Annotated in this window: 11 protein-coding genes and 4 tRNA genes; 12 read left to right on the forward strand and 3 right to left on the reverse strand. The window is 52.3% G+C overall.

Annotation, left to right across the window (positions count from 1 at the left end; genetic code table 11):
• From K5753_05470 to cysS, 6 genes are all read left to right on the forward strand, one after another.
• The coding region (locus K5753_05470) for an IMP dehydrogenase (protein ID MCR4726649.1) at positions 1-258 on the forward strand (258 nt) is incomplete at its 5' end.
• Between the two features lie 231 nt (positions 259-489).
• Entirely contained in the window at positions 490-4197 is a 3708-nt protein-coding gene (locus tag K5753_05475; GenBank protein MCR4726650.1) for a hypothetical protein, read from the forward strand.
• Positions 4198-4279: 82 nt separating this feature from the next.
• Entirely contained in the window at positions 4280-5188 is a 909-nt protein-coding gene (locus K5753_05480) for a LysR family transcriptional regulator (GenBank protein MCR4726651.1), read from the forward strand.
• Positions 5189-5202: 14 nt separating this feature from the next.
• Entirely contained in the window at positions 5203-6984 is a 1782-nt protein-coding gene (locus K5753_05485; GenBank protein MCR4726652.1) for an alanine--tRNA ligase, read from the forward strand.
• Positions 6985-6996: 12 nt separating this feature from the next.
• Positions 6997-7707, forward strand: coding sequence for a serine O-acetyltransferase (gene cysE / locus K5753_05490; protein ID MCR4726653.1), 711 nt, complete (start codon positions 6997-6999; stop codon positions 7705-7707).
• Positions 7704-9089: a cysteine--tRNA ligase gene (cysS, locus tag K5753_05495; GenBank protein MCR4726654.1), complete on the forward strand. Its 1386-nt coding sequence runs from the start codon at positions 7704-7706 to the stop codon at positions 9087-9089. The genes cysE and cysS overlap by 4 nt, the downstream gene beginning before the upstream one ends.
• A 118-nt stretch (positions 9090-9207) precedes the next feature.
• On the opposite strand, the gene K5753_05500 is transcribed toward cysS, so the two are convergent.
• Positions 9208-9561 carry a DUF4186 domain-containing protein gene (locus tag K5753_05500; protein ID MCR4726655.1) on the reverse strand — a complete coding sequence of 118 codons (354 nt, stop codon included), beginning with the start codon at positions 9559-9561 and terminating at the stop codon, positions 9208-9210.
• 170 nt (positions 9562-9731) lie between these two features.
• Between K5753_05500 and K5753_05505 the strand changes: the two genes are divergently transcribed.
• On the forward strand, positions 9732-9986 hold the full coding sequence (locus K5753_05505; GenBank protein MCR4726656.1) for a sporulation transcriptional regulator SpoIIID: 255 nt from the start codon (positions 9732-9734) through the stop codon (positions 9984-9986).
• A 35-nt stretch (positions 9987-10021) separates the two neighbouring features.
• Here K5753_05505 and K5753_05510 read toward each other — a convergent pair whose 3' ends face one another.
• Positions 10022-10744, reverse strand: a complete 723-nt coding sequence (locus K5753_05510) for a tRNA 2-thiocytidine(32) synthetase TtcA (protein ID MCR4726657.1) — start codon at positions 10742-10744, stop codon at positions 10022-10024.
• A gap of 51 nt (positions 10745-10795) precedes the next feature.
• Here K5753_05510 and K5753_05515 point away from each other — a divergent pair, with 51 nt between their 5' ends.
• On the forward strand, positions 10796-11413 hold the full coding sequence (locus K5753_05515; GenBank protein MCR4726658.1) for a small multi-drug export protein: 618 nt from the start codon (positions 10796-10798) through the stop codon (positions 11411-11413).
• Positions 11414-11477: 64 nt separating this feature from the next.
• Here K5753_05515 and K5753_05520 read toward each other — a convergent pair whose 3' ends face one another.
• Positions 11478-11921 carry a GNAT family N-acetyltransferase gene (locus K5753_05520; protein MCR4726659.1) on the reverse strand — a complete coding sequence of 148 codons (444 nt, stop codon included), beginning with the start codon at positions 11919-11921 and terminating at the stop codon, positions 11478-11480.
• Positions 11922-12273: 352 nt separating this feature from the next.
• On the opposite strand from K5753_05520, the gene K5753_05525 reads away from it, so the two are divergent.
• The 4 genes from K5753_05525 to K5753_05540 all read left to right on the forward strand — a co-directional run bounded on the left by K5753_05525 (position 12274) and on the right by K5753_05540 (position 12783).
• Positions 12274-12349: transfer RNA gene (locus K5753_05525), tRNA-Lys, on the forward strand.
• Between the two features lie 55 nt (positions 12350-12404).
• Positions 12405-12488, forward strand: a tRNA-Leu gene (locus K5753_05530).
• A 15-nt stretch (positions 12489-12503) separates the two neighbouring features.
• Positions 12504-12578 (forward strand) — tRNA-Gly (locus K5753_05535).
• Positions 12579-12707: 129 nt separating this feature from the next.
• Positions 12708-12783: transfer RNA gene (locus K5753_05540), tRNA-Lys, on the forward strand.
• Positions 12784-13034 lie beyond the last annotated feature (251 nt).

Genomic DNA, 13034 nt, shown 5'->3' on the forward strand with positions numbered 1-13034 from the left:
GCCCGCGCGAGGAACTGGCAGCGCTACGACCTTGGCGGCAAGGCGAGCCTCACCTTCGAAGAAGGTGTTGACAGCTACGTTCCGTACGCCGGCAAACTTAAGGACGGCGTTGCGATGACCACCGCAAAGGTGAAGAGCACGATGTGTAACTGTGGCGCGCTCACGATCCCGGAATTGCAGGAGAAGGCGAACTCGACGCTCGTTTCTTCCACCTCGATCGTAGAGGGCGGTGCCCACGACGTGGTGCGCAAGCAGTAAGGACGTATAACGGCACATTAACTTTGTTCCAACTCAAAATCCCGCAGTTACGTACGACAAGTACGCGCCTGCGGGATTTTTCGTTGCGCCTCGTTTCTGCACCACTCTACGCCCTTACTGCTTGCGCACAGGGCGGGGTGTGTATTGCGGATTTCCATTTTGTGGGATTTGCTTTTTTGTTTTGAATAGTGTTATAATCGGGGTATGAGAAGGGGAAGGAAAACAATTTTATTGTTTTTTGTTTTGATCGTTTTGGCTGCGGCGCTTGCGGGCTGCGGACTTTTTGGCGGGAAAAAACTCGGTAAAACGGAGCTCACCGAGGAGATGGTCCGCCACCCGAGTTTTGTGAATTCCTATGTTTATACAGGCGAGCCGATCGACGCCATGCTTTCCGATATCCAAGTGTACTTTGACGGTGAATTCATGGATATGGATCTTTTTGACGTGGAGATCTCGGACAACGTAAACCCCGGCACCGCAAGCATTAAAGTTACCGCAAAAAAAGAGAACGAAAAGCTGAAAGGCAGCGTGACCTTGCATTTTAACATCGTTGCGGATGGGAGCAAGCAATGCAATGCGGATGACGACTTAAACGCCCTCCTTGCCGATCCCGGTTACTCCGCCGTGGGCGTATGGTGCGATTACACCATTGCGGCGGGGGAGACGCTTACCGTGCCCGAAGGGCAGACTCTTGCCTTGCGGCACGGATACGTTTTTAACAATTACGGCACCGTCATCAACAACGGCACCATCGTGATGGAAGGCGCCTACATGTACCGCGCGCCGCGTCGCAACACCGAATTCAACAACTACGGCAGCTTGGAAAACCACGGCGAAATAAATGTCAAAGATTATGTGATCTTTAACGACCTCGGCACCTTTACAAGCGATAATGAAATAACAAATTGCGGCACGTTTTACCTTTTGGATGAGGACAAATCCTTTTTGGTGGAGGGGACGGGCGGCTATCGCTATATTCGCAAACCGTTGACCGCGGATAAGGTCATCGTGGAGAATTGCGTGTTTGTCAAAAATAAAACCGAGTATACTCCTTCCGTCTCGTTGGACGGGGGCGCCGGCACTTACTTCCGCACCGAGTTCTTTGACAACACTGCCGCGGGCACGGCAGGGGTGACCGTCACGGTGGGCGAGCGTGAATCCAATTACTACGGCTCGGCTACCGTGAATTTTACGATAGAAAAGGGAGTTGCTTCCGTTGCGTCGTTTGCAGAGCTCAAGACGCTTGCCGCAAGCGGCAATTTTAAGGAGTATCAACTGTCGACGCTGGATATTTCTTCCGATGACTCCTTCTCGCTTCCGGCGGGGGAAAAGCTGGCGCTTACCTCACGGCTGAACGTACATGGGCGGTTTGTCAACGCGGGACAGGTCTCTTGCGATTGTTTTTACGTTTCTTCAAGCGGCGCTTTTGAAAACGAGGGGGCGCTTGCGGTCAGAGGAAACACTTATGCGCTTGAAGGCTCCTTTACAAACGCGGCGACGGGCGAGATCGATTGCAACTGCACTTTGCAAGTCAGAGCGGGCAGCATTTTTGTCAATCGCGCTGCGATCGCAAACGCGCTTACCATCTCCGCAAGCGGGAATTTTGTCAACGAAGGGAGCGTTACGGTCACAAACGCCAGTATCACCGCATCCGTGCGAAACAGCGGCGCTTTGGTATATCCGCAAGGGATTTACCTTGGTCGAAACGGGGCGTTTGTGAATGAAGAAGGCGCCACCGTTCAAATCGAGGGCGACAGTAACGTAAACCATAGCATAGAAAACCACGGCGCCATCATCAACAAGGGCAGATTGGCGCTAAGCGACGGTAGCACGATCCAAAATTCGGGCGCCGCCACCTTTGATAACAGCGAGGGCGGCGTGTGGACTTTTGCCGCCATTCCGGGCATTTCCGCCAACGTTGTGATAAAAAAGTATTTGACGGATGAATCCGTGCATTTCGAGGCAGAATATGCCTCCGTTCATTACGACAAAGCAAGCCATATCCCCACCTTTACCGTGGATGGCGAAGCCCTCTTGTCCGATTGGTACAGCGCTTATCTCCGTTATGTCGGAGCCACCAAGTATGTCACCAGTTGCGTCGATACCGGCGAGGTGGATATGCGCATTTCCATCAAGACGCCGTACTGTCCCTATGCGGAAACATACACCTATCGCTATACCATCTTGCCTTCCACCATTCGCATATCGAATGAAATGAACTTTAGGTCGACAATATCTGACGCAGGTTACAACGAGGTCATTTTGGATACGGATATTTCTTCCGCCTCCGGTTCTGTCAAGAGCGGTTGTACGCTGGACCTCAACGGGCACAAACTAACGGTATCGTATGGCACTTTTTATCTCCATGGTTCTTTGGTTGGCGGCGCCGTCGCGCCCGTCACTCCGTCCGAAGAGGGAGCAAGCGTCCTTGTCGCCGAAAACGGCTACTTCTACAATTACGGTTCCCTAACCAATGACGGACTGCTTTACGTCAAAGGGGGCGGGCACTTTAACGGCAACGCCACGTCAAGTAGCAGCTCCGAGCAGGGCGTCATCATCAACAACGGCGTCATTTACACCAATTATAACTATATCTTGACCGCCACGGGCAGCGGCGTGATCTATCACAGAAAAAATTTGAAGGATATGCCAAACGCCGTCGTCATTCCGTCCGTGGACTATGACGGCACGGAGAAAACGCCCGCCCCGGTGGTGACCTATCTTGGCGCTCCGGTCGACAACAATCGCTTTACCTTCCGTTACAGATACAACGTGAATGCGGGCGCGGGGGCGATGCTGACCTTGGGCGTTGCGGATGAGTTTGACCAAAACTTTTACGGACAAGTGTTCAAAACGTTCACGATCAATCGCGGCGCGATCACGGTGACGACGGCAATCGATTTGATCGCGGCGGCGGAAAACGCCAATTACGACCGTATCATTTTCGGCGCGGATATTGCGCTTTCGCAGGCGACAACGCTTTCCGACGGGCAAACGTTAAACCTTGATTCCTATGACTTGTCCGTTTCCGGTACGGGGAAAATTACCTTTGGTAACGATTGCCGTTTGGTCTTGACGGCAGGGACGGAAGAACGCTTCTTAAAATATGCTTACGATGCGGATGAGATCACTTTGACGGCAAATATCGGCGCGACCGGCATCAGGACGGCGATGACCGTTGTCAGAAACTCTTTGGCAGGCATTAAGAACACAAATTACCTTACCACCACGGTGCATATGAACGGTTATTCCTTTGTCGGAGGGTTAAAACTGGTCAACAACAGCGTCGAAAACTTTTCCGTCACATTTGAAAACTCTTCGGAAAACGTAAGTTCCATCGGCAGCAGCGTGAATGACACTTACGATGTGGGCATTTCGACTGCTGACAATGACTATGCGTTTATCTATGGGACTTGTTATGAGGAAACCTACGTCACGTTGCGCAATATGACGGTTTACGGCGTCAAGCACAATGGCGGCGACGGTACGGCGCAGGTCGTGGATCTTACGGCGGAAAATTGCAAGTTTAATGCTTCGCATAGCAAGAATACGGTGTACGCCTATAAGATTTGGACGGGAATGACTGCAAGCGGAACGTATACGGGGTGCACGTTTGAGGGTGCCAATGGTTTTTACGTCAACCGCGGGTATGAATGCGATCACGATACAGGCACGACGCTTCCCGCTTATTTCTTTTACGGTTGTACGTTCAGAGCCTATGGCGAATGTGTGAAAAAGGATAATGTCGTTGATTATTACGGCAACGCTCTCACAATGGATCGCAACAGAGCAAACCTCTCCGTGCAAATCAGGGAGTCGGATTTCTACAGTCAAAACGGCAACGGAATCCGCGTAACAAATCGGACGGGAGTATATCTCGATATCGACGGTCAGACAACTTTTGAACATCCGCAAGGGAAAGTGGATATCCTCGGATGATCACCCCATAAAAAATCCTTGCCTTTTGCGCGCGTAGTGTATATAATTTTTTATAGACATTCACAAGGGAGGTGCGCGCTTAATGGTCAAACTTGAGTTTTACAGAGTTTTCTACATCGTTGCCAAGACAGGCAATTTGTCCAAAGCTTCCAAAGAGCTGTTCATCTCTCAGCCCGCCGTTTCCTATGGCATCAAGCAACTTGAGGAGCAGCTTGGCGGCAGGCTTTTTGTCCGTACGGCAAAAGGTATGGAACTTACGCCCGAAGGCAAAATGATCTACGAGTACGTTTCTCGCGCGTACGACGAGCTTACCGCGGCGGAAAACAAGTTTTCGCAAATGCGCGGATTGGAGGAGGGCACCGTCCATATCGGCGCTTCCGATACCATCAGCAAGTATTTTATCCTTCCTCGCATCGAACAGTTTAAGAAGAAGTATCCCAAAATCAGCATTAAGATCACCAACCGCACGACGGATGAGATCATGAATATGTTGAAGACGGGCAAGGTGGACCTCGGCTTTATCAACCGCGTGGATGAAACGCAGTACCCCGGCATCCGCCTGACCTCTTGCGCCGATATCGGCGAATGTTTTGTCGCCAATGCGGAGATGGCGCAACGCTTTGACCATCCGCTTTCGGTGGGTGAACTGACCGCGCTCCCCCTCATCTTGTTGGAGGAGAGGTCCAGCACTCGTCGCGCCGTGGAACGCGCCATCGAGACCCTCGGCGGCAAGCTGACTCCCGCGTTTGAGTTGTGTAGCGTTGACCTTGTGGCGGAGTGCGCCAAGGCGGGCTTGGGCGTCGGTTGCGTGACCAAGGAATACATCGCCAAGGAGCTTGCCTCCGGTGAGCTCAACGTCGTTCCGCTTTCCTTCCCGCTGCCGCGCAGGACCATTGCGATGGCAACGTTGGATGGGATGCCGCCTTCCTTCGCTACGGCGAAATTGCAGGAATATTTTGATCAAACCACGCTGGACAGCGTGAAAAAATAAAAGGAAGTTCTGTTATGATTTCTACTACTTTGCGCAAACTTTATCTTGACTTTTTTAAGGACAGAGGCCACGCCGTGATCCAAGGCGCTTCCCTGATCCCGGAAAATGATCCCACCGTGCTCTTTACCACGGCGGGTATGCATCCCCTTGTGCCGTACCTCTCGGGTGAAAAGCACCCGCAGGGCACCCGCCTCACCGACGTGCAAAAGTGCGTCAGAACGGGCGACATCGACGAAGTCGGCGACGCCACGCACTGCACCTTCTTTGAGATGTTGGGCAACTGGTCCCTCGGCGACTACTTCAAAAAGGAAGCGATCTCCTGGAGCTTTGAGTTTTTGACCGAAGTTTTGAAGATCGACAAAAACCGCCTCGCAGTCTCCGTCTTTGCCGGCGATGAGACTGCGCCTCGCGATGAGGAAGCGGCAAGCATTTGGATGAAGTGCGGCATCCCCGCGGATAGGATCTTCTTCCTCCCCAAAAAGAACAACTGGTGGGGCCCCGCAGGGCAGACCGGTCCTTGCGGCACCGATACCGAAATGTTTATCGACACCGGCAAACCCAAGTGTTCGGAGGATTGTTCTCCCGCGTGTGATTGCGGCAAGTATATCGAGATCTGGAACGACGTCTTTATGCAATATAACAAGCAGGCGGACGGTTCTTTCGCTCCCTTGAAACAAAAGAACGTCGATACCGGAATGGGACTCGAACGCACGCTGACCATTTTGAACGGCTATAAATCCGTCTACGAGACCGACCTTTTCAAAGGCGCGATCGAAAAGCTCGAAGCGCTTGCCGGGAAGAAGTACGGCGAGAGCGAGGAAGTGACCAAAGCAATGCGTATCATCGCGGATCATATCCGCACGGCGACGATGCTTCTCGGCGACCAAAGAGGGGTCACGCCGTCTAACGTCGACCAAGGCTACGTCCTGCGCCGCTTGATCCGCCGCGCCGTCCGTTTCGGGCGTTTGATCGGTCTCAAAGAGGGCGCGCTGTCCGAGATCGCGAAACTCTATATCGAGCAATACAAGGACATCTATCCCGAGATCGGCGAGAACGCGGAAAAGATCGTCTCCGAACTCGATAAAGAAGTCGATCGCTTCTCTTCCGTCTTGCAACAGGGCTTGAAAGAGTTCGAAAAAGTCGTCGGCTATCTCCCCGAGAACGTCAAGAGACTTTCGGGCAAGACCGCGTTTAAGCTGTACGATACCTACGGCTTCCCGATCGAAATGACCGTCGAGCTCGCGAAAGAGATCGGTTACGAAGTGGACGTCGAGGGCTACAAAAAGGCTTTCGAAGAGCATCAGCAAAAATCCCACGCGGGCGCGGAACAACGCTTCAAGGGCGGCTTGCAGGATAACACGATCGAGGTTACCCGCCTTCACACCGCCACGCACCTTATGAACGCCGCGCTGCGTACAATAGTAGATGAGAATATTCGCCAAAAAGGCAGTAATATCACGGCGGAAAGGCTCCGCTTCGACTTTAACCTCGACAGACCTTTGACGCAGGAAGAGATCAAAAAGATCGAAGATTACGTCAACGGCGCGATCGCCGCAAAGGCGGACGTCGTCTGCCGCGAAATGACCGTTCCCGAAGCGAAAGCGATGGGCGCGATCGGCGTCTTCGACAGCAAATACGGCGAGAAAGTCAAGGTCTATTCCATCGGCGAATTCAGCACCGAGATCTGCGGCGGACCGCACGCGCAGAACACCGGCGAACTCGGCAAATTCAGGATCGTCAAAGAGCAAAGCTCTTCGGCGGGGGTCAGAAGAATCAAAGCGGTGCTTGAAAAATAAGGAAACGAAAAAATGTGCTTTGTCAGTAAAAGAACGCGCGAAGATATCGAAAACGTGATGGATAAAGATCCGGCGGCGAGAAGCTTTTGGGAGGTTTATTTTACCTACTCGGGAGTCATCGCGCTTCGGATGTATCGTCGCGCTCATTGGTTTTATCAGCATGGTCATAAGTTTATCGCGCGCGTCATTTCCCAGCGCGCCAAAAAGCGCACGGGGATCGAGATCCATCCCGCCGCAAAGATCGGCAGAAGACTCTTTATCGACCACGGCGCGGGCGTCGTGATCGGCGAGACCGCGGAGATCGGGGACGACGTCGTCATTTATCAGGGCGTGACCCTCGGCGGAACGGGAAAAGATAAAGGGAAGCGTCACCCGACGCTGCAAGACCGCGTCATGGTCTCTTCGGGCGCGAAAGTCCTCGGACCGTTCACCGTCGGGCACGACAGCAAGATCGGTTCAAACAGCGTCGTTTTGAAAGAAGTCCCGCCGCAAAGTACGGTCGTCGGCGTCCCGGGAAGAGTCGTAAAGCAGGGCGACGTCCGCATCGCGGATATGGATCAGATCAAACTCCCCGACCCGATCCTCGAAGAATTCCGCAGGTTGAACAGGCGCATCGAAGAACTTGAAAAGCGCGCGGGCATTCGCGCAAGCAAGAAAGATGACGACGGGAACCTCCTGAGCGAGGATCTCGAAAATATCGAAAAGGGCAACGAAAATATATGAAAGTTTACAACACGTTAGATCGCGAAAAAGAGGAATTTACCCCGATCCAAGGCAATCTCGTCCGTATGTATTCCTGCGGGCCGACGGTGTACAGCTACGCGCATATCGGCAATATGCGGACCTATATCTTTATGGATCTGTTGCGCCGTTCGCTCCGTTTCGCGGGCTTTAAGGTCAAAGGCGTTATGAATATCACGGACGTCGGTCACCTTTTGTCCGACGGCGACGAGGGCGAAGACAAGATGCAGAAAGCCGCGCGCAAAGAGGGCAAGACCCCTTGGGAGATCGCGGCGTTTTACACCGAAGCCTTCTTTAAGGATATCGACGCGCTGAACGTTTCGCGCCCGGAGATCATCGCGAAAGCGACCGAGCACATCCCCGAGATGATCGAATTCGTCAAGGGACTTATGGAAAAGGGCTATGCCTACGAGATCTCGGACGGGATTTATTTCGATATCGGGAAATTCCCCGGTTACGGCAAACTTTCGGGGCAAACCGTCGATGAGAAAGAGGCGGGCGCACGCATCGAAGAAAACAGCGAGAAAAGGCATCCCGCCGACTTCGCGCTTTGGAAAAAAGCCGATAAAAACCATATTATGCAATGGGAAAGCCCGTGGGGAATGGGATTCCCGGGCTGGCATATCGAATGCAGCGCGATGAGCAAAAAATATCTCGGCGAGGTCTTCGATCTGCATACCGGCGGCATCGACGCCGTCCCCGTCCACCACGAGAACGAGATCGCGCAAAACGAAGCGCTCGCGGGCAAAAAGACGGTCAACTATTGGATGCACGGCGAATTTATGATGGTGGACGGCGGCAAAATGAGCAAATCGCTCGGCAACGTCTACACGATCTCCGACCTCGAAAAGAAGGGCTATTTGCCCCTTGATTTCCGCTATTTCTGCCTGAACGCGCATTACAGAAAAAAGCTGAATTTCACCTTTGAGGGAATGGACGCCGCGCATACTTCTTACGAGAGGCTCAGAAATCTCCTTTATGCCCATAAGATGAGCGCGACCGCAACCGATAAAGCGATTTTGGACGACCTTTATAAACGCTTTAAGGACGCCGTCGAAGACGATATGAACATTCCGTTCGCGCTCGGCGTTTTGTGGGAAGCGGTCAAACTTCCGAAGAGCAAAGATATCTATAAACTCGCGCTCGAATTCGATAAGGTCCTCGGGCTTTCCTTGGATAAGGTCACCGCGCCCGCGCCCGAAAAGATAGACGTTCCCGCAGAGATCGCCGCGCTCGCCGAAAAGCGTTTCGCCGCGAAGAAAGAGAAGAACTGGGCGGAAGCGGATCGCCTTCGCGCGGAGATCGCAGAAAAGGGCTACGTCATTAAAGATTCGAAAGACGGCTACACGATCGAGAAAGCGTAAGTAACGTTCTTTTCTCCGAGAAACAAAAATGAACGGAAAAACGGCGAAGAAATTCGCCGTTTTTTTATGCGCTTCGCGCTTAATTCCGCTTGAAAAATCCGTAGATTTGAAACGTTTCTTACGATTCGAGTTCGCGTTCGATCCAAGAAAGTAAAAGGCGGACGATCTTTTCCTGTTGCTCGGGGGAGAGGGGAACGCCTTTCGGGACGCGATACCATTTGAAAAGGCAATCGCGACAACAGCAGGCGCAGGCGTGCTGCGCGAGAAAGACGGGATGCCCGCGCATCGGCGTCTGTTTCCCGTCGTTTGGAATAACGGCGGGCGCAAGACGGGTCGCGATAAAGGTTTTCGCGTGATCGCGGATCGCGTCGAGCCCGACTTTTTCGATATAGTTTTTGTCCTTTTCCGAAAGGTGAAACCGCGAGCGGAATTTTGATTCGGAAAGTTTTCGGAAACAATCGTCGTAATTCATTTCTTTTTTTGCCTCGTGAGCCTTGATTCGGCGCGTGGAGTACTTTTTATCATACGGCTTTTTCGCCGCATCGTCAAGGGCGTTTTCTTTTCTTCCAAAAGGGAAATTCTATTCTTTTTTCTCATTTTTCGACATAAATATTGATAAGAATGCAAGCCTGCGGAGGACGTATGAGAGAGAACAGAAACGAGAGAGTACTCGCGATCGCGAGTTTTATTGCCGAGACGGGCGCGACGGTTCGGGAAGCGGCGAGACGGTTTGACGTCAGCAAATCGACCGTCCACAGCGATATGACCCAAAGGCTCCCGAAACTCGATATGAATTCCTATAAAAGAGTCCGAGCGATCCTAATGAAGAATCTGCGGGAACGCCATATTCGCGGGGGAGAAAAAACTAAGGAAAAATACAGAAATATGCGGAAATAACGAGGGAATCGCAAGCGTGGGAAATCGTTTCGGATTTATTTATCCCAAAGGTTGTAGCGCTCCGGATGCTCGATCGCGTTGATCATATTTTTGCGGATGTCGGGAATATCGGCGCGCAGATCTTCGACGAGCTTTTTCATATATTCGCGCTTCGTGTGTTTATCCGCGGGGCAGGGATTGAAGACGACGGGAAGCTCGTATCTCCGCGCGACGCCGCGAATATCCTTCTCGTCCGCATAAAGGAGCGGGCGGATGACGGTGGTCTCGGTACGGCTGAGATAGGAAGTCGGGGCGAGCGTCGAGAGCCTGCCTTCATAGGTCAAGGACAAAAGGAAGGTTTCGAGGACGTCGTCCGCGTGATGCCCGAGCGCGACTTTGTTCGCGCCTTCGCGATGGGCGACGGAGCAGAGCGCGCCGCGGCGAAGCTTGGAGCAAAGGGAGCAGGGGTTCGTTTCCTTGCGGACGTTGAAAATGATCTCGGCGATGTCGGTTTTTTCTTCGAAAAACGGGACGTTTCGCTCCGCGAAATAGGCGCGAAGGGCGGCAAGCTCTTCTTCCTTGGTCTCCTTGAAACCCATGTTTACGTTGACGGCGATCAGGGAAAACTTTTCGGGAGAAAATTTCGAATAGCGATAGAGGGACTCGAAAAGGACGAGACTGTCTTTTCCGCCCGAAACTCCGACGGCGATCTTATCTCCGTCTTCGATCATCTTAAAATCGGTTACCGCGCGCCGAAGCGCTCCGAGAATTTTTTTCATAAAATCAGTTTAGTGTATTTTCGGCGGAAACGCAAGCAATGAGGAGAAAAAATGGGGGATCGGATCGTATCTTTTTTCGGAAAGATCATCGGAAATAAATATCTGCTTTGCGCCGTGCTTTCGGTCTTTCCGATCACCGAGATCAAAGGCGGGATCCTTTGCGCGGCGGTGGCGGACGTCCGTCTGCTTGCGGCGTTTTTCTTTTGCTTCCTTGCGTCGGTCGCGCTTGCCGCCGTCCTTTGCGCGATCTGCCCTCTGTTGCTCCGCGCGGCGGAGCGGTCTTCGCTCGTTCGGAGGTTCACTTCGTTTTTGACCGATCGGCTGGAAGAAAAGGCGAAAAAGATCGCGGTTTCGGCGAAAAACGGGGGAAAGGGAAAGTCTCAAAAGGTTTTCGGCTTGTTCGCGTTCGTCGCGCTTCCGCTTCCTTTGACGGGGGTTTGGGCGGGCGCGCTTCTCGCGGCGATCTTGCGGCTGGACTATAAAAGTTCGCTGCTTGCGCTTTCCGCGGGGAATTTCGTCGCGGGAGGGCTCGTCCTTTTCGTCGCGCTCATTGCGGGAGATAAAGCCGAATTCGTTTTGAACGTTTTTCTTTTCGCCGCGCTTGCCGCGCTCATTTTTGCGGCGATAAAATGGGGGATCGGGAAAAGGAAAAAGAAATCCGCCGTATAAAGAAAAATCCCGCGATTTCCGCGAGATTTTAAGCGAAACGGTAGATGTTTTTTGGGTGATTTCTCTATTTCGTCAGTTCCTTTTCCATGCGGATGCAGTCGAAGGTGTCGCCGCGGAGAATATTTGCGTTCGTTACGGCGTAACCGAGGTTTTGGTAGAAGCCGACCGCGACGTCGCGGCTTTCGACGACCGCGCGCGAAAATCCGAGGTCCGAAAGCCAGCATTCCGCTTCGAGCATAACGCGTTTTCCGAGACCTTGCCCGCGATATTCGGGCAGAACGACGACGCGGCCGATCATAGCGGATTTTTCGTCGATGGGATAAAAACGGCAGGTCGCGACGGGAAACCCGTCGTCCGTCAGAACGATATATTTCGTGCTTGGCGCATCGTGCTCGTCAAACTCGCGGCGAAGGGGAATATTGTGCTGCCTCGCCATGCCTTGAATTCGGACGTAATACGCGCCCGCCTGCTGCCACGTTTCCGTTGCTCTGATAACCTGAACGTTCATAGTTTTCATACCTTTTTGCGGTTTATTCGTTTGAAAAACCCGATTTCCTTTTTCAGTTCGTGAAATCGGCGTTTCCCGATCTTTTATAAAAAAAGCGCCTTTTCCCGATGGATAAAGACGCTTTCTTTTCTGGCAGGAGTAGTAGGAATCGAACCTACACCATAGGAGTCAGAGGCCTATGTGCTACCACTACACCATACTCCAACGACGATGTTATTATAGTACGCTTTCCGCTATAATGCAAATGATTTTATCAATTTCGATATTTTTTATATTTGATCTGAAATTTGGGTTGATTTTTGTTTGACAAGAAGAAGATTTAATGCTATTATTTTTTCCGTTACGGTGTTATGACCCATTAGCTCAGCCGGTAGAGCACTTGACTTTTAATCAAGGTGTCCGGAGTTCGAATCTCCGATGGGTCACCAAAATTACAAATTTATGGTTGACAAACACCTTTGCCTTCCATATAATAAAATACACGCGACCGTGGCGGAACTGGCAGACGCGCCAGACTTAGGATCTGGTATCCTGGATGTGGGAGTTCAAGTCTCTTCGGTCGCACCAATTAAACGATCTTATGCGGGAGTGGCTCAGTGGTAGAGCGTTGCCTTGCCAAGGCAAATGTCGCGGGTCCGAATCCCGTCTCCCGCTCCAATAAGTTCGACCCAAGACGGGATTCCGTTGCGCAAGCAACCGCGCGAAAGCGCAGGACCCGTTCGAGACCGAACCGAGCGAAGCGAAGGTCCCCGATGAAATCGGGCATCCCGTCTCCCGCTCCAATATGCGCCCTTAGCTCAGCTGGTAGAGCAACTGACTCTTAATCAGTGGGTCCCGGGTTCGAATCCCTGAGGGCGCACCACTAAAAACCTCGACTTGTTCGAGGTTTTTTCTTTGCTTCTCGAGATTCCCGCCGCTTTGCGCGGCGCCCCCGATGGGGGAGAACCCGGGACAAGTCCCGTCTGACGTTCGCACCTGCCTCCCTTTTGGATATTGAGCGTTCGTTGGATTCGTTCTTAAACTTGCTTTTTTGCTCACTATTCCGTCGCTTTGCTCCTTGCGAATCCCTGAGGGCGCACCACTAAAAACCTCGACTTGTTCGAGGTTTTTTCT

This window comes from Clostridia bacterium, assembly GCA_024685775.1.
GTDB lineage: Bacteria > Bacillota > Clostridia > Christensenellales > CAG-1252 > CAG-1252.

Excerpts from the sequence above, each read along its gene's own strand:
- cysS (MCR4726654.1), top strand. The coding sequence starts at position 7,704 with ATGAAAGTTTACAACACGTTAGATCGCGAAAAAGAGGAATTTACCCCG.
- K5753_05510 (MCR4726657.1), bottom strand. The coding sequence starts at position 10,744 with ATGAAAAAAATTCTCGGAGCGCTTCGGCGCGCGGTAACCGATTTTAAG.
- K5753_05505 (MCR4726656.1), top strand. The coding sequence starts at position 9,732 with ATGAGAGAGAACAGAAACGAGAGAGTACTCGCGATCGCGAGTTTTATT.
- K5753_05500 (MCR4726655.1), bottom strand. The coding sequence starts at position 9,561 with ATGAATTACGACGATTGTTTCCGAAAACTTTCCGAATCAAAATTCCGC.
- K5753_05520 (MCR4726659.1), bottom strand. The coding sequence starts at position 11,921 with ATGAACGTTCAGGTTATCAGAGCAACGGAAACGTGGCAGCAGGCGGGC.
- K5753_05515 (MCR4726658.1), top strand. The coding sequence starts at position 10,796 with ATGGGGGATCGGATCGTATCTTTTTTCGGAAAGATCATCGGAAATAAA.
- K5753_05480 (MCR4726651.1), top strand. The coding sequence starts at position 4,280 with ATGGTCAAACTTGAGTTTTACAGAGTTTTCTACATCGTTGCCAAGACA.
- cysE (MCR4726653.1), top strand. The coding sequence starts at position 6,997 with ATGTGCTTTGTCAGTAAAAGAACGCGCGAAGATATCGAAAACGTGATG.
- K5753_05485 (MCR4726652.1), top strand. The coding sequence starts at position 5,203 with ATGATTTCTACTACTTTGCGCAAACTTTATCTTGACTTTTTTAAGGAC.